This is a genomic window from Aminobacter sp. Y103A, from assembly GCF_030294925.1.
In the GTDB taxonomy this organism is placed as follows: domain Bacteria; phylum Pseudomonadota; class Alphaproteobacteria; order Rhizobiales; family Rhizobiaceae; genus Aminobacter; species Aminobacter ciceronei.
Genome location: NZ_AP017986.1, coordinates 3,232,483 through 3,250,555 on the forward strand (window position 1 = coordinate 3,232,483; position 18,073 = coordinate 3,250,555).

An 18,073-nucleotide genomic window follows, 5' to 3' on the forward strand; every position below is an offset into this window, starting at 1 on the left:
CGGCGGACACCAATCGATGGAATCACATCCACCGCCATGTGCAAGGCCAAAATCGTCAGCCGGTCGCCGTCGGCCGCCAGGTCTTCTGCGGCATGCGCCAATCAATGCCTTCGAGCAGATAGCCGAGTTGGGCCGGCGTGATAGTGACTGCGCCGTCGGCCGGCGATGGCCAGATGAAGCGGCCGCGCTCGAGCTTCTTCGAGAACAGGCAGGCGCCCTGGCCGTCGTGCCACAGAACCTTGATCAGATCGCCGCGACGGCCGCGGAAGACGAACAGATGACCATTGTGCGGATCACGCTTTAGCGTCTCCTGCACCACCAGCGCCAGGCCCGGAAAGCCCTTCCTCATGTCGGTGTGGCCGGTCGCCAGCCATACCCGCACGCCGCTCGGAACCGGGATCATCGGGACCCGAGCGCGTCCAGAACGCGCCGCAGCGCCTCGGCATCTACGTCGCGATCGACGCGGACGCGGCGCCCGCCGCCAAGCTCGATCTCGATGATGCCGCTCTTGCGGCGACGTCGGCCGGGAGACGCCGATGGCGCCGGCGCCTCAACGGCGGGCGGCGCAGCAGCAGGAACGATCTCGACCGCGACCAATTGCGAGGGACCGGCATCGACCCGATCACACAGGTCCTTGCGCCATCGAAAGAGTTGGCTGACGTGAATGCCCGCCGATCGCGCGACTTCCGACACCGACACGTCAGGCTCAAGAGACGCCGCGACCAGGCTCTCCTTCTCCTCACGCGACCACCGCCGGCGTCTCTCGACCGACGTGATCACCTCCACCCGCGGCATCGTCATAGGGCTACTCCTAGGATTATCCCTAGGACTTCCGACGTTCGCCCTCAGCCCGCAAGGCGGTCCTCACCGGAGGGATACGTCTATCGTACAAATTTGGACACCGGCATTCACTTAACCAAGGCTTTGACAATTGGAAAAGCGCGATCATAGGGCACGCCAGAATCGCGTCCGAACCATACTCTGGACCCAACACTCACCGAGCCTGACCCATAAAAGCACTTAGGATGCCACATCAAGACGGCGCCCTTTTCATCATGGATGCGCCCCGTTATGCCTGGCAGGTCAACTACCGTCCCGTAGCCGTACGAGGTTGGGCCGTAGCAAAGCTCTCCACACAGCTGAACCAACTGATCAGCTGATGGACGCTTGCCAACATCCTTGTCCAAGCATTGCAGAATTATCTCGTATAGCTGACCACCAAGAGTCTTGAACTGTGGCCCATTGATTAGGCTGGGCCTCTTAGGGGGGATTGCCTCAACTATTTTCGGGATCGACTTCAGCCCCATACCGAACGGGAGTTCGCCGGAAAGCAATTCGTAGATTATGGCGGCAATTGCCCAAACATCAGACGACTTCTTTGCCACCCTGAAGTCATTTATAGCCTCAGGGGACATGTATGGGATCGCTCCGAGGACCGTCTTGGAAGAGGTTGCCCCGCCAACCTCCGCCCATTCACCGATTTCATCCTCAGCCATCTTCGCAATGCCGAAGTCCGTAATCTTCACATCATGAAACCGAGCCCCGCCGACAACCATAATGTTGCTCGGCTTCAAATCTCGATGGACAACATCAACAGCATGGGAAGCCGCCAACCCTTTGGCCAATTGGTGTAAAATTCGAGCACATGTAGAAGGAGGTAGGTATGGCAGATTACCATTCATTACTGCAAATAAATCTGTATCAGGAACTAACTCCTCTATAAGGTAGGGCCTCTCCCCTTCTTCAAAATAATCAAGCGTCTTCGCAACATTTTGATGGTTAACCTTCGCGCTAACGACCGCCGATTGTTTGAACCGTTTGGCTCCAGAATCATCCTTGGGGGTCTTAAGAGCGACATTTCGTTCGAACAACACATCGAACGCCAGATACACGTGTTGCATACCCCCTGCGCCAATCCAGTCCTTCGGAACATATCGCCCCGCAAGTGGAGACATCCCGGTTGAAATTGGGCCCTTCAATTCATCACCTCCGGGTGGGATATGTCGGCAGTAATTGACGTTCGCCCCCGCAACCCGGGATCCCCGAGAACAATAACAGACGAACCCTGAAGGATATAACCAACAACTACAGGCCTATTATTGTGCCGAACATGTCCAGAAACATTCGTAACCACAAACTCAAGCCCATTGTAGCTTATTGTAACAGAATCTGCACCAGAGCTTAGCTTCACCTGACTCCGAGAAGCATCAACCACATGGTCCATCCCCGAATGAGTTAGAAGCATTCGATGCTTACCAAAAAGCAACTGCTTTCCTATTGCGATTTTCAATTCTGCCGCCGAAGGCCGAGCGTTCGGATCACAACTTAGACAACGATTAAGCAACGCGGTTATCCCCGCTGACAACTTTAGCGGTATTGCATCGAAAATAGCAGGCAGCGCAGGAACAGACGGCGGTATTGAGCCAAGTTCAGGCGGAAGGTTACCGCCATTCAGCAGCCAGAGCGCCGTAGCGCCAAACGCAAAAACGTCCACCGCTGCAGTAAAAATATGATTTCCATCTTTGTCGGATACGAACACCTCAGGCGCCGTGTAGAACTTTGTAAAGTACAACTGCTTTGTTTTCGCGTCCTTTTCAATTTTTGCCAAACCAAAGTCAAATATCTTAAGAACTCCAGACACATCGAACTTCATGTTATCTGGCTTAATATCTCGATGCACCCTCCCCGCAGCATGAATGTCCTGGATTCCAGCAACGATAGAATATAAAATACCAATAGATATTAATTCATCGGTCGAAACATCCAAGGGCGATATTTCTTTACCTTCAATAAATTCTTCAACAAAACCGACTATTTCCTCTCCATCTCGTAAGACGTCTAGGACTTGCACAACGTATTTTGATCTTATGTCTGCTAGCGCAGACAGTTCATCCATCAGGCGGTGTTTCTCAATCCCGGCTTTAAGAGACTTAACGACCACTTTGCGTTGAAGATTCTCGTCAAGACACACCAACGTATCCGACATGCCGCCGCCCGAAAGGGTCTGCAAGACAGTTGCATACCGACTTGGAAGCCCAATCATAATTCTTCGATGTCCTTGCTTCCAAACTCAATATTCAGCTGCGGCTTGGCTCCTACTTCGTCATCGCTCCTCTTACTGGCGTTTGGGTCGGCCTTCTTGCTCGCCTTTTTGCCGCCCCGTGACGGTTTCTTAGGTTTATCAGCCGCTGCGGTTGGCTTGTTGTCCTTGAGTGCTTCTGGCTGCACACGTTGAGGAGAGCGAAGCGGTCGTTCTATCCATATTTCAAGCCGGTCGCTTACCCCCCAAAGCGTCAACTCGGCGCCGTCGCCGAAGGTAGGCGTCCAGACAACATCAGACCCCGTTATCGCAACTGCTGTCGAGTTATCCTCGACTCCCACCGCTTCCGCCACAAAGACAACTTTGCGGACCAATTCTGCGGGACTGCGAGACCGCCTGGCTATGCCGTCAAGGGTCCTCCTTCCGAGGCTGTGCGCGCCATCGGAAGTCAGAAGGTATGTCGGCTCCATGCCCTTAGGGAGACGGAAAATATGTGGCTCTATCGGCGCTCCGATGCCAACAAACTGGAGCAGTCGATTGTCAAGAGTGTCTTCGTCCGCGCTGCCGGGGGGCCTCAGTTGGCCCCCAATGGTATCGTCTCGGGTAAGAAGGCTAAGCCCTTCCTCTGCGCCACACTCATAAAGGCGGCTGTCTCCCACATGAACCGCCCAAGCTTCTTTCATACTGGTCGAGACAATAGCTGTAAGCGTGGTCCCGCCACTGCCCCGGAACCGGCGGAAAACCTCTCGGTTCGCAGCCGAGACCGCGTCATGCAGAATATCTTCAATAGAACGCCGAGAGCTGGTGGCGAACTGGCCAACAAAATTGCTAGCGGCACAGGCCGCTGCTTCTCCCCCCGCAGCCATCCCTCCCATTCCGTCGCAAACAAGTGCAATAAGAAATGTTTCACCAGATGGCATCGAGAGCGTCGCAACCGCTGCGCGGTCTTGATTTTCAACTCGCACCGGCCCTTTCAGCGTGCCGAGGGCCAATCCGGGACTCACCAGAGTGCTCCGCCCCGAAAGCTCGCCAGAAAGGAAGAACTCAATGCGCTTAACAAGTCCTGTTGTCACAAGTGCTCCAATTTGGCGCAGAACAGTATTTTCAGGTAGTAGCTCACAATTACGGCTTTCGACAGAGGAATCGCCGCGCTCGTTGCCATCTTGGGCTTACTCAGACTTGGGCGCTAGCTCTCACTTGGTAGGGGCGGAATCCAGTATTGTCTTGGCAACCAGGCGCCGCTATCGTACTGTTGTCGCGGTCCACAATTGGGCCACATGAGGTACACATGGCCCGATACCGGCCAGTGGAGATTTCTAGCTTAACGCATTGAACATGTTGTAGAAATCTTGGATCTTCGCCCGGTTCGATTTCGTTCGGATTGCCCGGCCCGGGGAGCCACTTCATTCTCAAAGCATCGAAGTTTTCAGATCAGCCCTCGCCTTGGCGGGTCTTCGGTTGTTGTCCGCCTTACCGCGCAAACTGTCCTTGCAGGCCTGTCACGCCTTCTGAGCGCAGATCACCTGATATCGGCCGCCGGTAGCCCCCATGTCAGTATTGATCGGCCTTTCACACCATCGCCGCTCAAGCGATTCGTTGGAATCAGACATCGCAACGAATTACGCATTCAGCCTTAAGCAACCTGCAATATGTCCACTCTAGATATGCAACCATATCTTAAGGTCATTTGTCGGGCGCAGGATGATACGTTTCCTCTCACTGGGCATTCTAACGCTGCTGCTGACCGGATGTTCGGACAGCGATTCGCCACCGCAAGGTAATCCTGCCGATTCCCTGAGAACGGACCGCTTCGGCTATCAGGTCGATTCGAACGTCATTGTCGGCAAGGACAATTCTCTCAGCTGGCTCAAATCGGTCGTCACGGGCTATGCACCCGTCGAAGGCGAGCGCCCGGCCAAGATCGGCTGGCTCGAGACGACCCAAAGCTGCAAGTTTCCGCTTCCGTCCGTCGGCGACAAGCTCGTCCAGATTCACACCAACGAGACCAATCAGGTTTCCGATGTCTTCGCCCTGTCGCAGGCGGAAGTGCTGGAGCGGGCGCAAGCCTATGTCTCGCAATGGCAGAATGACGGAAAGGACCCAGGCGTCAATTCGAACCGCTCCGGCGATCGGCTGAGGGTGGTCAATGTGGTCGTCACCGAAACGGCGGCGCCCGTCTATCTGGTGCTTGCCGGCGGCTTCGACACGCTCTGGAACATCCAGAAATCGCCCAATGCCCGCCTCTCGCGCGTTGCCATCATCGGCACGCGCAACGCCGGTATCGTCAATCTCGAGCCCGGCACGCCGGTCACCGTGCTGGCCGGCAACGCCGCCAAGGATTGCAAGATATCGATATCCCGCCGCCCACAACCGTTCTGGAGGGTCGTCGAGGCTGCCAAGGGCGGCGACCAGATCTCCAAGGAGGCGGTAGCCAGCCGCAATGCGATCTACAACAGATATGACCGCTGGTTCCGCGCCAGTTTCGGCAAGGCCAGCGAAGAGGTCACCATCGGCATCGACCAGATGAACCACGCCATCGTCGGGCCGCTGCCGGCATCACTCGAAGAGCGCTTGCCTTACCGTGGCATCACCGACGCCACCGTGCAACTCGCCCGCACCGACTACGCCTTCGTTGCCGCCTCCCGCGACGACTATGATTCGAAGCATTCCGATCTCGTCACCATGAAGGCACAACAGCTCGCCGGAGGCGACCTCACAACTCTCAATCGGAAGCAATGACGGCCATGCAGGGCAGTTTTCTCAAGATCGTGGTCGTCGTGCTGCTGCTGTTGGTCGGCGCGCCGCTCATCGGCAGCCTGATCTTCAACGTCGCCGCCGCAGCCTACATCATGCAGATGATGGGCATGGTGAGCGACAGCCAGGAAAAGGCGGCTGAACGGCGGGCATCGGATTTCCAGGGCGTCAAGGTCGTGCCCGAGGGCGCGCCGGGTCTGGTGGCGCTGCGCAACTTCGACGACTTCGAGCAGACGCGCACTGTTTCCCTCAACATGCATATGCGGCTGACGGACATCCGGCGCGGCGACCAGAACGCTTTCGACGCCAACGACGTCGAGGCGTATCTCGCGTCTCGCCTGCCCGTCCTGGCGCGCGCCGAATGCGACCTGATCGTCAAGGCCTTCGCCAGCAAATGCGCGGTCAACAGGGTTTCGGCCCGGCCGACGGAAGATCTGTACCAGGTCAGCATGCGCCTGACCTTCGTCCAGCGCGAGCCATTCGGCGAGGTCGCCAAGGCGCCCGAACTCAACTACGTAGAAATCCCGCTCAACCTGAATGACGGCGACGACAAGTCGATCATGACCGACAGCTGGGTTTCACAACGGACGAGGTATTACGACGCCGTTGCCAAGGGCTGCGCCAGATCCGCGCCCAGAACAAGAATTGCGCCATCATGACGCTGACAATCGCCTCGACCCCGCAACGCGGCAGCTCGGCCATCAAGGTCAATGCCGGCGCACGCTACGCGATCCTGCAGTGACGGGGTGATCCTGCCGGGACGGCTTGCGGCACGGCGTTGCCCTGCCCGCACGACCGCTCTCCGGGTAATGCCAAGGCCGCCGGACAATCGCCCGCGCGGCCATTCGCCCTCGCGCAGATTCGCGAACGACCAGCAGCAGTGCTGATTGCCAGACCAGCCTAGGTGTCGAAGCTATGAAGGTTGTTCATTCGAGGAGGGACTGAGAAGCTGGGGTTGCGAAGCCAACCGGCGTGCTGCCGGTTCGGCCGGGGTTTCGGAACGAACGGCTTATCGCTGGCTCGACCGCTACCGGGCCGGCGACCGGGTTCTGCACGATCGCAGTTCAGCGCCGCGCAACTGCCGGCATCGGCTGGCAGCCATGCAGGTGTCGCGGATCGAGCAGTTGCGGCGCCAGCGCATGACCGGGCCGGCAATTGCCCGGTCCTTGGGCCTGGCGCGTTCGACGGTAGGCTTGGTGCTGCGCCGGCTGGGACTGAACCGGCTGGCCTGGCTCGATCCCCGGCCCCCGGTGTTGCGCTACGAACGGCAGCGGCCGGGCGAACTGATCCATATCGACATCAAGACCTTGGGCCGTATCGACGGCGTTGGCCATCGGATCACGGGTCAGCACCAAGGCCATCATCGCGCCCGAGGCATCGGCTACGAACACCTGCATGTCGCCATCGACGATGCGTCCCGCCTCGCCTATGTCGAACTGCTGCCCAGCCTGGGCCGGGATGATGCCACCGGGTTCCTCAACCGGGCACTGGCCTGGTACGCCAGGCTGGGCGCCAGGGTTGAGCGGGTGATGACCGACAACGGCTCGGCGTATCGCTCCAAACTGTTCGCCCAGGCACTCCAAGGTGCCGGTGCCCGACACATCCGCACAAGGCCCTACACCCCGCGCACCAACGGCAAGGCCGAGCGCTTCATCCAGACTTCGCTGCGCGAATGGGCCTATGCCAGGCCATACGCCTCATCGAACGAACGCCTGCGCAACACCTCCTCGACCAGGAGGTCGAGGAGGCGGTCTACGCGCTGGTGGCCGATCTGCGGATGAGCAAGCAAGACATGCTTGCGCGTCGTGATCCGCGAATGGCTGGAAAAGGGCGGGTATCTGCCGGTACGGATGCTGGACGAAGACGACGAAGTGGATGGGAATGCCTAGATGCGGTCGCCCCCGCACCGTTCTACTCGCTCTCGCGCCGCGGCAGAGCCAGGCTAACGGCGCTCGTTAGCTTCGCAAGAGCGAGGCAGGGGCCCATAAACGACAAAAAAGCCCCGCCACCTTTCGGCAGCGGGGCGCTTGGGGTGGCCAAAGCGACGATCACTTCCTGGCTTCCACGCGGATGACTGTCGGGTCGTCGTCCTTGTGGACTGCCAGGCCCTTAGCCTCGAGCGAGTGAACGACATCAAAACCGACCACCTCCAAACGGCGCAGTAGATCATCCCTCACGATGAAGCGGCGGTAGTGACCGTGTATGCGTTCGGTCGGGCTAATCACCTCGCCCAAACGTGCCATTGGGTCATTGATGGACCTGCATTCGATAAACAGCTGACCACCTGGCTTGAGCGACCTATGGACCGCCTCGAGCGTCTCGACCTCCTCCGCGAGCGGCATGGCGTGCAAGACGAAGCGACTATAAACGGCATCGAACTTCCCGTTTTGCAGGGATGGGAGTTCAGGAAGCCGACCAGAGCGGAATTCGGCATCGATATCGCCCTTGTTGGCCTCGCAGTTCTCGATCGCCTGTGCGGACAGATCGATGCCAACGACCCGATGGCCTTGGCGTCCGAAGAAAATGCTATCCCGGCCGTTTCCACAGCCGACCTCCAGCAACGTTATGGGGCGCGGCGACAGCTTTTCGGCAACGGCCATCGCGAACGGAGAAGGCGACGAGGGCGCCGCGCCTTTCGAATAGTAGCTGCTCCAATGAGCGGTGCGGCCCATGTCCGGACTGCGCCACGCGGTGTTGAGAAATGCCTCGACGATCAGCGCGGCACTGTCGGCAGGCGAAACCCCTCCGTGGTTGTCAATCACCACATCAGCAGCGGCAGGCTCATCATAGAGCCGGGCAACGTCACCGATGCTCCCATACAGTTTCTTGGTCTCTTGGTCGCGGGCGCGCCGCTCATCCTCTGGTACGCGCAGATAAATCTGCAGGCTTCGCGGGATGTGCCTCCGCATCCACTGCACCACCTCGTCATACATGGCGACGGCGCTGATAACGACCGCATATCCTTGCGAGGACAGGTGGCTGCAGAGCCGGAAGTACACTTTAGCGAGCTCGACCCGCTGATCTCGTTCGTATCCCCAATTATTTCCCAGGATGGAGCGCAGATCGTCGCCGTCGAGAAAAATCGACGGCTGCCCGGCTTCGAGCAACTGGGACTGGACTTGCCTGCCTACGGCTGTCTTCCCAGCCGCAGAAAAGCCCGTTATCCAGATCACACCAGAGTTCAAGTCAACATTTTGCAAACCGTTCAAAACTTTCCACCGTTAGGGCAACATGAAATTTGTTTCGTGGCTACAAAATATTAGGGCCAACTACAAGACACCACTACCGGAAGGCTACTCTCCCGTACGTGTACGGTCTCGCCGTTTCGAACCGATCCAAGATGGACAGATCGTCTTTCACGGAATCAACAAGAGCGGGTCGCTTGCTCTGTCCACCGTCTTGCGCGAAGGATACAAACGGGAAGCGCGGCTGAATCAGTTTTTCTCGCGCTATCTGAGTATCCCGCAGCACGAGCGCGACTTCCACGAGATCATTCGAAACTCCTCAGGGCACGCGTTCTTCGTCGACCACAACATCTATGGAGCTATTTCTCCTGCTCCGCATCGCGCCTTGGTTACAATCCTGCGCCATCCTCTCCCCCGCATATTCTCGGTCTACCGGTGGCTTGAGCGACACCATTCGAAGGATTTCGGAGGTTCGATGCCTGCCTTTATCGAATGGGTCAGGAACACAAAGGGCATCACCTATAGTCAGCTTGAGCAGTTTGGCGCTGGCTATGGGCCTGAGATGCACGAACTGCGAAAACTGCCAGGCGACGAACTGCTGGATAGGGCGAAACAGGCACTGGCCAAGGATGTCCACTGCCTTGGCTTGGCAGAGCGCTTCGAGGAAACGATCTTCCTTTTTGCACATCTCTGCGGTCTATCGGCAGTGCCCGCGTGGAAGCGTGACGACCGAAACAGCGACCGCCCCCTGGTCAGCACCATCGACAAGAACGATCTCGATCTGGTCGAGGAGGCGTTTCACTGGGATTTCAAGCTTTACAGGTTTGCGGTCGACCTATTCGAAAAGCAGTTGCAGGACGTTGCATTCGACACGGATGATCTCGGCCGCTACAAGTTGGCGTGCATCGACGAATACAAAGACCGTCTTGTCTGATTTGGTCAGGGTGGCGGCCGGCCGGTGAACCATGTATAGGCCCCAGAAACCACCCGGCAGCGCCGACGATTGCGATCCCTGTCTTCAGCAGTAGCCGCCCAGCCGTGCCTGCGCCCTGTGCCTGTGTTCGAAGATTAACGACGTCGTCGGTCACCGCCTGCATGTTCGCCTGACTGTGCTTTACCGAGATCAGGTCGGACTCGACGCGCGTGAGGCGATGCACAAACTCATCGAACTGGCGGTGAACCCCTGCGCGGCTTTCGTCAGCTCGATCCATCCGGTCGAGGATCGCTTCAAGCTGCCCTTCCATACCGCCAAGCATCATATCCATGCTGCGCTCGGTCACAGGCGGCTTTCCTTTCCGTGACGCGCACATTCGCTCTTGGTCCAGATGCCGCCGGTGAATAGGCCGGCCGCGGTCTCGTCGATGCCAGCCTGGTCTTCTGGCGTCTTGCCCTGAACACCGACCAGCGACGTGCCGACAACGGTGCGCAGCCCGTCAGTGCTGACAGGCGCCGGTTTCGAAGTCGAACAGCCCGCCAGTGCCAGTGCAGCGGCGAAGCTCAGCGCGCCAGTGCTCAGCAACGTTGCCGGCATTGTCATTCCTCTTGGATATCTCGGCGACAAACCGCGCCTGTTCGGCCGAACGGCCGTAGCGATAGGCCGCTGTGTGGCTCCAGGTCAGCGCTGCGCCAGTCCTGAAACACCGCCAGTATCGGCACGATCACGCTAGTGATGATCCACTGCCAGACGGTCTTGCTCTTCATCGGATGCTGCTCGAGCTCGCCAGGATCCGCGACCACGGATTTTTCGATAACGACGGGCTCGGAGGTGACCGGAGGCGCGGCGACCGGAGGCGAAGCCGGTTTCGGTTCGGCCATCTTCAGCGCCGCGTCGCGCACGCCAAAGACGCGGTCCGTCCAGTCCTTGCCGAAGGACGGCAAGGTCTTCAGGCTCCGCAGGAACGCCATGCGCTTGTCACACAGGTCGTTGATGACGGTGGCGCGCATCGCGGTCTTGGTGGCTGCGATGGTGGCCGGGCCGATCCTACCATCCTGCACGACACCGACGACGCCCTGCGGGTACTTGGCCGCTCTGCCCGGCCCGCTGTTCACAACGAAGTCGAAGACGGCATAAGTCGACGCCGTGGGGCAGTTCGGCGCCATGCACAGCGTCCCAGTAGAAGCGCCGGTAGACGGTGGACAACTGCGCGTGGGTGATCCCCCGCAGATCGTCCTTGGTGGCGCCCGGCTTCACGTAACGGCGGAAGTTCGCCAGCGTGACGCCTTTCATGGTGGCGCCGCCAGGATCGGCCGGATGATCTGACCAGCCCCCCTCATGTTTCAGGACGAGCGAAAGCGCCCGCGGGAAATTGCGGTCCATGGGAGTACTCCATTGTGGTGGGCAGCCGCCGTAATTCCCGCAGGGTGCGGGGCGTTGGGGTTGCTTTTTCCGCGCTACTTGCTACGTCCGCCGGGAGAGATGGGTAGACTTCGGATGCGGCACGAAAACAATTTTGACGTTCTTCGGCACATTGCCGCGATCACGGTACTGGTTGTTCATAGTTTCCCGCTGACTGGTCAGTCGGATCCCAGTGCTTCCGTGTTCCTGTACTTCGGCGCGTCAGGTATGGCGGTCGACACATTTTTCTTCATCAGCGGGTATCTCGTCACTGTCTCGTCGATCCGCCGATCGGCGATTGAATTTGTCGCCGCGCGAGCGCTCCGTATTCTACCGGCGCTTTTCTTCGCAGTTCTCTTCTGCCTCGTGCTGGGCTTGCTCTGCACGACCCTGCCTGCTTGGGACTACATCACTCATCCCGCGACACGTGGGTATCTGGGCAACATCTATGTGTTTGGGTTGCAATTCCGGTTGCCGGGCGTTTTCGAGGGGTTGCCCCACGCTGGCGTAAACGGCTCCATCTGGACTATCCCGCTAGAGGTCGCGATGTACATCGTTACCTTGGCACTGATCATGACCCGGCTGAACCGCTCAGTTTGGGTCTATGTCGTGCTAGCTGCGACCTTTTTCGGTTCGTTCTTCGTCGGCGTCACGCAATTCGATCTTGGGTGGACCAATCAAGGCCCCGCCATCCTCCCTCACGTCCGCCCGTTCACGACCCTGCACTATGGGTTTTTCTACCTCGCGGGCGCGATCTTCTCGTTTTGGCGTCCCAAGCCGAGCATGTGGGTTGTGTTGCTGGCAATATGCCTGATGGTGGCGACTGTTCGGACCATGCCCGGCTTCGCCATTTACTTCGTGGTCATGCCATACTTGATCTACTCGCTGGCCTTTTCTGGCCCTTTTATCAAGATGCCCTTCGGCATGGACGTCAGCTACGGGGTCTACATCTATGCGTTTCCGATCCAGCAGACGATCGTTCACCTCTTCGGTGCGGCCATCGGCCCATATTGGCTGACGGTCACGGCCCTCCCGCTGACCGTCGTCATGGCTGTGCTTTCGTGGTTCCTGGTGGAAAAGAAGGCGCTCGCACTGAAAGACACTGTTTCCGGCTATCTTTCGTCTGTCCAGCCCACGCGCCCTGCGCTTGATGCCAACGAGGCGGGCTGAAGCGACTAGGCCGCGGCTTCGGACTCAGTGTTGTCTTGACGTCCATCAGCCTGCACATCGGCCGGCTGCAGCCGAACCATCGCGTCGATGAAGTGATGAACCTCCCGATAGGGGCGTGCTGCAAGGTAGTCGAGCAGCGCCTGTGCCAATGCCTGCGGGATGAGAAAGTTTTCCATGAGTTATGCTCCGATCAGACCGTGACCGGCTGTCGCGTGAAGGTCATCTTTCAGGGCCTTGATTGTTTGTGTCGCGTCCCGGAGGGCATTCATGACCGCCGTCATTTCTGCCTGCACATACTCAGCAGACGCGGTTCCCGCACAGGTCGCATTCGCCGTGCGCTTCGCGGTACCCGTGTCGATAGACCAGCCGGTCTTTCTGGCGCCGACGACAGGATTGGTGGCAATGCGAAACGTCGAATTGGAGATGTTGAACCCAAAGATTTCGGTCGAGCCGTTCTGAAGGACTACGTTGTTGGTCGCGGTTGGCATCGTCATGCTGAGCGTGCCGGTCGCTTCGAAGTCTATTTTCTGGGCACGCTGGAGCCGAACAGCCGAAACGACGCCAGCGGCGGCGGAGGAGAAGTCTAGCCCCGCACCAGCATACGTGCCGGTGATCCTGATGCCGTAATCCTTCTTGCCGGAGTCCACGATGCCGGCGCCACCGGCACCCGATGAATTCTGGATGTTGATGCCTGTAGTTATCGCTTCGGCACCACCACCGATCAGAATGCCGTTGATCCACTTACCCGACGTGCCGCCGTTGCGGATGCGCAGGCCGGCGGTAAAGCGGCCCGCGGCGCCGCCGGTGGCTGGATTGGTGAATGCAATCAGGTCAATGCCGTAGCGATGGGAGTTCGTGTCTGGGCCGTTGGCGGTGATCTTGATTTCTGTACCAATCAAGCCGCCGGTGGTCGCAGCGTTCGTCAGATCGTTGGCTTGAAAATGCCCCCCCCCAGCACACACCGGCCCCTGTACCGAACTTGTTTGCTACACCTGACGTTGCAACGCCGCCTTCACCTGTGAAAGGGTTACTGTTGTTTCGCCAATCGATTTCACCCGACAGAGACCACGGACGACAATCACTTTCGGCTCCATCTGCCACGTCGTAGAGAACACGGAGAGCTTTCGGGTTGGCGGCGGTTCGCCCGCTCGCTTTTCCAAACCGATGAATTTGTACAGGTCGCAGTAATTCCGTTGTCCGAGTTGATGCCGGGGTCTTGCGACCGAATTACAAGCTTACTGTCGGCAATGGCACCAACGCCGATACTGCCGAGCTTGGCAACCTGGAGACCAAACTGGCCACCGCTTCCAATTCGAAGGTCGTCTGCTCCAGCACGGGAAATTCCCGTGTCAGCGTCATCGACAAACCGAAGGCTAGGCACTGTTTGCGTTCCATCTTCGATTGTCCCTGCATTGTCCCCCGCCCTAACGAACGTTAGGACATATTGCGCTTCCGCAACAAACACTCCGTTGCCACCTATATGGACGTGCTCATCCGCATGGAACGTGCGGACAAACGCAATGCCGGTCTGGGCGGCGAGCATTTCAGCGCCGTGGTCGCCACCTCCGGCAGGCTCAAGGGGTTCGTACGCATGGATCTCGCGCTGCGCGACGGCGTCCTGCCCAGCCAGGACGAAGCGCATGACATCGCCATGCGTTTCCTGTCCGACCATGCCGCCGACCTTCTGCCTCGCCACGAGGTCAGCTTCATTGCTCCGCATGACGAGGCGATCCGCGCTGACGGCAAGAGCACAACGTTGACGGGCATGAAGGTGAAAATGCGCAATCTTGTCGACGGCCGCTGGTTCTGGGTGATCGTCGGCGCCGACCGCGAGGTGATGGTGTTCGAGCGCGACATCGTCTGGGCCAACCTCGAAGGCCGCCGCCAGAGCGAAAAATGGCTGCATGACAGCTGGCTGGCAGAGCAACACTAAACCGGCGGTGCCTGAGCCCGGGCCGGCCTGCAGCATCGTCCAGCGCGAAATGCCTCAGCGCGAGGCGAAGATCGACCAGTTCATCCTTTTGGTCAGCCGTTCCAGCGCGATCGAGCCCAGCATCGAGTTGCCGCGCGCATTGAGCCCCGGCGACCACACGGCGATCGATGCCACACCAGGCACGATCGCCAGGATGCCGCCGCCGACGCCGCTTTTTCCGGGAATGCCGACGCGGAAGGCAAACTCGCCCGAACCGTCATAGTGTCCGCAGGTCAGCATCAGCGCGTTGATGCGGCGGGCGCGCTCGCTCGAGACGATCGTGTGACCCGTCTCCTCGATGCGCCCGGCATTGGCCAGGAACCGCCCCGCATTGGCCAGTTGCAGGCAGCTCATGGCGACGGCGCAATGGTGGAAATAGACGCCCAGCGTCATCTCGGGCGCGTGGTTCAGATTGCCGAACCCCTTGAGATAGTTGGCCAGTGCGAAATTGCGGAAGCCGGTGGCGCGCTCGGAATTGGCCACGTCGCGGTCGATGATGACAGAATCGTCGTCGGCCACAGTGCGCATGAAGCTCAGCACCTCGCCGATCGCCTCGCGCGGCTGGTGGCCCGACAGCAGCACGTCGGAGACGACGATGGCCCCGGCATTGATGAAAGGATTGCGCGGAATGCCGTGTTCGAGTTCGAGCTGGACGATGGAGTTGAAGGCCGTGCCTGAAGGTTCGCGCCCGACGCGGTTCCACAGCTGGTCGCCGACGCGACCAAGCGCCAGCGCCAGGGTGAACACCTTCGATATGCTCTGGATCGAAAACGGCTCGTCGGCGTCACCCGCCGCCGCCACTTCGCCGTCGTTCTTGACCACTGCGATGGCGAATTTGGCCGGATCGACCTTGCCCAGTTCTGGAATGTAGGAGGCAACCTCGCCGCGCTCCGTCTGCGCTGCCATCTCGGCGACGATCTCGTTCAGCGTATCCTGGAGGCTGGGCATGACACTTCCTGCTTCGACCGGCTCGAACCGGCAGGCCGTTCTACATCAAGTCGCGCGCGACGCCACCCATCCCCTGGTCATCACAGAGCGGCACAACCCTGACGCTTTGTGGGCTGGCGGCCGCCGAATCGTCGAAAGATGTGCCGAAAGCGAAACTTTCGTAGCGGCGATTCACGTATCCCTCACGTTGCGTCAACACGGCACTGTTACAAGCAACCTCTAATGTTCGTTCAACCCACCAAACGGAGACGTTGCGAAATGCGTTTTTCTGATGTGCGTGAGAGCCTGCGGAGCATCGGCGTGGTCATGAGCAAGCGTGGTGAAACCATCCGGCTCAATTATTTCGGCGGCCTCGAAGATACGGCCAAATACGCAACCGACCTGCAGGAAGCGCTGGCACTTGGCAGGGAACTCGCCGGCCCCCGCCGCAGCAACGGCTCGTCGGGACGCTAACCTTTCACGACTGGCGACGCGACGGCGCACGATCTGCGCGTCGCGGTCACCGAGGCGATTGCCGAAACGCTTGGCGCGTGAGGAACATGGGCCCCATCTGATGGGCCGTCAAATCTGCATTTCACGGCTGTTTTGACGTTTCACTCACGCCGCAATCACCCCGCCTCCCCTAACGTCCTTCCGAAATCAGGCCGGAATCGGCTCCGGCAAGAGTGGTGAGGAACGCTGGAATGCTGCAGGTTTTGCCCGGTGCCAGAAGCATACAAGCACGCGCACTTGCCGGAATGTCGTTGTATGCTCCCGATGCAAGTTGCGAGGACCACAGGCGATTCGACCTGTGGTACCCTCTTCAGGGGCATGGACGACCTGCAGCGAAGGTCCGCACGATGGCTGGTGAAGACGCCAGTACGCTTTGCAATATCTACCTGTTCGGGGCGCTGGCCGTCACCGACGCAGCCGGCGCGTCGTGCACGCCCAAGGCGCAGAAGTCGCGCGCGCTCATGGCCATGCTGGCACTTGCTCCACGCGGTGCCCGCTCGCGTATCTGGCTGCGCGACAAGCTATGGAGCGACCGCGGCGAGGAGCAGGCCGCAGCCAGCCTGAGACAGGCCCTCGTCGACGTCCGCAAATCGCTCGGCCCGATCGCCGACAGCATCATCATTTCCGACAACCACACCATCTCGCTCGACCTCAACCGCGTGTCGGTCGACGCGCTGCAGTTGCTCGACCCGTCGCGCCAATCCGTGCCCAGCGAAGTCGAGCTCGAATCCTGGCCGGAGCTGCTCGAAGGCCTCGACATCGGCGACCCCGAATTCGAGGAATGGCTGATGCTCGAGCGGCAGGTCTGGCAGGGCCGACTCGAAAATGCGCTCGGCCAGCGCGACGTCAGCCCCAAGGACAGGCGCAGCAACGGCCTCATCCCGGCCCAGGGACAGAAATCGGGACCGAATTCCTCCGACGGCGGCAACCGCAAGTCGCTGCCGCTGACCGGGAGCCGGACCGGCTGGTCGGTGGCGCTACTGCCGCCGGCGATCTCAGGCGATGCCTTCGGGGCAGAATCGCTGCCCGACATGTTTTCCGAACTCTTGGTGCGGTCGCTGCTCGAAGGCGGCGAACTGACCGTCTCCGACCTGTCGCGGCCGGATCTGTCGCCGACGCAGGAACCGGAAACGGCGTTCGATTCGGTGGCGCTGGCGATTCAGGTCCGCTACCGCTTTTCGGCGCACCAGGCCTATATCAGCGTCAGTGTCCATCGCACCGCCGACCGCAGCCTGCTGTGGATGGGCGGCGCCACGCTTGAACGGCGCGCGATCGAGGCAGGCGAAACCTCGGCGGCGCACCAGCTCATCAACGAGGCGATGGACGAGTTGCGAAAATATTTCATTGCGCGCTCCGAACAGACCGACGACGCCGTCGAGGCCGAGAGCCTCTATGCCGCCGTCAACGCCATGTTCCGGCTGTCGCGCAACGACCTCGTCATGTCCGAGGCGTCGCTCCGGCGCATCATCGCCCAGCGGCCGTCGTCGCAGGCCTATGCCTGGCTCGCCTTCCTGATGACCTTCCAGGTCGGCCAGCGTTTCTCCGATTCTGCCGTGGCCATCGAGCAGGCTCAGCATTACGCCCGCAAGGCGCTGGAACTCGATTCCAGCAATTCGGTCACCCTGGCGCTCGTCGGCCATGTGCATTCGTTCCTGTTCGGCGAATACGACTACGCATCGGGCCTGTTCGAGCGCGCCATCCGCGCCAACCCGACCCAGGTGCTCGGCTGGGACCTCTATTCGATGCTGCATGCCTATGCCGGCCAGCCGGACAAAGGGCTCAGCCTCGCCAACTGGGCGCGCCATCTCGGAGCCTACAGCCCCTATCGCTACTATTTCGACACCTCGCGGCTGATCAACGCCACGCTCGCCGGCAATCATCGCGTCGCCATCGAAGCCGGCGAGCAGGCGCTACGCGAGCGGCCCGATTTCAATTCGCTGCTGCGTTATCTCGTGGCGAGCCACGCCCAGCTCGGCGACATCCGCGCCGCCCGCTCGCTGCTCGACCGGCTGAACGTCGTCGAACCCAATTTCTCGATCAGCTCGCTGATCGACGCCCGCTATCCAATCATGCGCACCGAGGGCGGCGCCAATCTGATCTCCGGTCTGATCAAGGCCGGTGTCAAAAAAACATGACGGACGCGCCGAGCACCGCACATTTCGATCAATTCAATGGGG

Annotated in this window: 20 protein-coding genes and 1 pseudogene; 8 read left to right on the forward strand and 13 right to left on the reverse strand. The window is 59.7% G+C overall.

Annotated features, from left to right (window positions below):
• Positions 1 to 55: 55 nt before the first annotated feature.
• The 5 genes from tnpB to Amn_RS15825 all read right to left on the reverse strand — a co-directional run bounded on the left by tnpB (position 56) and on the right by Amn_RS15825 (position 4,113).
• On the reverse strand, positions 56 to 403 hold the full coding sequence (gene tnpB, locus Amn_RS15805; RefSeq protein WP_286288509.1) for an IS66 family insertion sequence element accessory protein TnpB: 348 nt from the start codon (positions 401 to 403) through the stop codon (positions 56 to 58).
• On the reverse strand, positions 400 to 801 hold the full coding sequence (gene tnpA / locus Amn_RS15810) for an IS66-like element accessory protein TnpA (RefSeq protein WP_286288512.1): 402 nt from the start codon (positions 799 to 801) through the stop codon (positions 400 to 402). The genes tnpB and tnpA overlap by 4 nt, the downstream gene beginning before the upstream one ends.
• 107 nt (positions 802 to 908) lie before the next feature.
• Positions 909 to 1,979, reverse strand: a complete 1,071-nt coding sequence (locus Amn_RS15815; RefSeq protein ID WP_286290322.1) for a serine/threonine-protein kinase — start codon at positions 1,977 to 1,979, stop codon at positions 909 to 911.
• Positions 1,976 to 3,010 carry a serine/threonine-protein kinase gene (locus Amn_RS15820; protein ID WP_286290323.1) on the reverse strand — a complete coding sequence of 345 codons (1,035 nt, stop codon included), beginning with the start codon at positions 3,008 to 3,010 and terminating at the stop codon, positions 1,976 to 1,978. Before Amn_RS15820 ends, Amn_RS15815 begins: the two co-directional genes overlap by 4 nt.
• 29 nt (positions 3,011 to 3,039) lie before the next feature.
• Positions 3,040 to 4,113, reverse strand: coding sequence for a PP2C family protein-serine/threonine phosphatase (locus tag Amn_RS15825; protein WP_286290325.1), 1,074 nt, complete (start codon positions 4,111 to 4,113; stop codon positions 3,040 to 3,042).
• 628 nt (positions 4,114 to 4,741) lie between these two features.
• On the opposite strand from Amn_RS15825, the gene Amn_RS15830 reads away from it, so the two are divergent.
• The 3 genes from Amn_RS15830 (at position 4,742) to Amn_RS15840 (ending at position 7,575) form a co-directional block, all read left to right on the forward strand.
• The gene (locus Amn_RS15830; RefSeq protein WP_286290327.1) at positions 4,742 to 5,779 is read left to right on the forward strand and encodes a hypothetical protein; all 1,038 of its coding nucleotides are present in this window, start codon (positions 4,742 to 4,744) and stop codon (positions 5,777 to 5,779) included.
• On the forward strand, positions 5,776 to 6,453 hold the full coding sequence (locus Amn_RS15835; RefSeq protein ID WP_286290329.1) for a hypothetical protein: 678 nt from the start codon (positions 5,776 to 5,778) through the stop codon (positions 6,451 to 6,453). The genes Amn_RS15830 and Amn_RS15835 overlap by 4 nt, the downstream gene beginning before the upstream one ends.
• Positions 6,454 to 6,681: 228 nt before the next feature.
• Positions 6,682 to 7,575 (forward strand): IS481 family transposase, encoded by an 894-nt coding sequence (locus tag Amn_RS15840; protein ID WP_286290330.1) that lies wholly within the window; start codon positions 6,682 to 6,684, stop codon positions 7,573 to 7,575.
• Positions 7,576 to 7,842: 267 nt separating this feature from the next.
• Here the strand turns inward: Amn_RS15840 and Amn_RS15845 are convergent, their stop codons facing one another.
• Positions 7,843 to 8,979: an adenylyl-sulfate kinase gene (locus tag Amn_RS15845; RefSeq protein WP_286290332.1), complete on the reverse strand. Its 1,137-nt coding sequence runs from the start codon at positions 8,977 to 8,979 to the stop codon at positions 7,843 to 7,845.
• Positions 8,980 to 9,025: 46 nt separating this feature from the next.
• Here Amn_RS15845 and Amn_RS15850 point away from each other — a divergent pair, with 46 nt between their 5' ends.
• Positions 9,026 to 9,913 carry a hypothetical protein gene (locus Amn_RS15850; RefSeq protein ID WP_286290334.1) on the forward strand — a complete coding sequence of 296 codons (888 nt, stop codon included), beginning with the start codon at positions 9,026 to 9,028 and terminating at the stop codon, positions 9,911 to 9,913.
• A gap of 169 nt (positions 9,914 to 10,082) precedes the next feature.
• On the opposite strand, the pseudogene Amn_RS32635 reads toward Amn_RS15850, so the two are convergent.
• From Amn_RS32635 to Amn_RS15870, 4 genes and pseudogenes are all read right to left on the reverse strand, one after another.
• Positions 10,083 to 10,289: pseudogene (locus tag Amn_RS32635) on the reverse strand (hypothetical protein); the annotation flags it as partial.
• Positions 10,256 to 10,510 (reverse strand): hypothetical protein, encoded by a 255-nt coding sequence (locus tag Amn_RS15860; protein ID WP_286290336.1) that lies wholly within the window; start codon positions 10,508 to 10,510, stop codon positions 10,256 to 10,258. The gene Amn_RS15860 and the pseudogene Amn_RS32635, both read right to left, overlap by 34 nt.
• 2 nt (positions 10,511 to 10,512) lie before the next feature.
• Entirely contained in the window at positions 10,513 to 11,079 is a 567-nt protein-coding gene (locus Amn_RS15865; protein ID WP_286298233.1) for a lysozyme family protein, read from the reverse strand.
• Positions 10,961 to 11,296, reverse strand: coding sequence for a glycosyl hydrolase 108 family protein (locus tag Amn_RS15870; RefSeq protein ID WP_353622408.1), 336 nt, complete (start codon positions 11,294 to 11,296; stop codon positions 10,961 to 10,963). Before Amn_RS15870 ends, Amn_RS15865 begins: the two co-directional genes overlap by 119 nt.
• A 114-nt stretch (positions 11,297 to 11,410) precedes the next feature.
• Here Amn_RS15870 and Amn_RS15875 point away from each other — a divergent pair, with 114 nt between their 5' ends.
• The gene (locus Amn_RS15875) at positions 11,411 to 12,484 is read left to right on the forward strand and encodes an acyltransferase family protein (RefSeq protein ID WP_286290338.1); all 1,074 of its coding nucleotides are present in this window, start codon (positions 11,411 to 11,413) and stop codon (positions 12,482 to 12,484) included.
• 5 nt (positions 12,485 to 12,489) lie between these two features.
• Here Amn_RS15875 and Amn_RS15880 read toward each other — a convergent pair whose 3' ends face one another.
• Together Amn_RS15880 and Amn_RS15885 are read right to left on the reverse strand one after the other, a co-directional pair.
• Positions 12,490 to 12,660 (reverse strand): hypothetical protein, encoded by a 171-nt coding sequence (locus Amn_RS15880; protein ID WP_286290340.1) that lies wholly within the window; start codon positions 12,658 to 12,660, stop codon positions 12,490 to 12,492.
• 3 nt (positions 12,661 to 12,663) lie between these two features.
• Positions 12,664 to 13,383, reverse strand: a complete 720-nt coding sequence (locus tag Amn_RS15885; protein ID WP_286290342.1) for a hypothetical protein — start codon at positions 13,381 to 13,383, stop codon at positions 12,664 to 12,666.
• A 545-nt stretch (positions 13,384 to 13,928) separates the two neighbouring features.
• Here Amn_RS15885 and Amn_RS15890 point away from each other — a divergent pair.
• Positions 13,929 to 14,417, forward strand: a complete 489-nt coding sequence (locus tag Amn_RS15890) for a hypothetical protein (RefSeq protein WP_286290344.1) — start codon at positions 13,929 to 13,931, stop codon at positions 14,415 to 14,417.
• A 54-nt stretch (positions 14,418 to 14,471) separates the two neighbouring features.
• Here Amn_RS15890 and Amn_RS15895 read toward each other — a convergent pair whose 3' ends face one another.
• Positions 14,472 to 15,404, reverse strand: coding sequence for a glutaminase (locus Amn_RS15895; RefSeq protein ID WP_182574098.1), 933 nt, complete (start codon positions 15,402 to 15,404; stop codon positions 14,472 to 14,474).
• A 258-nt stretch (positions 15,405 to 15,662) separates the two neighbouring features.
• On the opposite strand from Amn_RS15895, the gene Amn_RS15900 reads away from it, so the two are divergent.
• Both Amn_RS15900 and Amn_RS15905 read left to right on the forward strand, forming a co-directional pair.
• Positions 15,663 to 15,857, forward strand: a complete 195-nt coding sequence (locus Amn_RS15900) for a hypothetical protein (RefSeq protein ID WP_067961573.1) — start codon at positions 15,663 to 15,665, stop codon at positions 15,855 to 15,857.
• Between the two features lie 386 nt (positions 15,858 to 16,243).
• On the forward strand, positions 16,244 to 18,031 hold the full coding sequence (locus Amn_RS15905; protein WP_067961572.1) for an AfsR/SARP family transcriptional regulator: 1,788 nt from the start codon (positions 16,244 to 16,246) through the stop codon (positions 18,029 to 18,031).
• Positions 18,032 to 18,073: the final 42 nt, after the last annotated feature.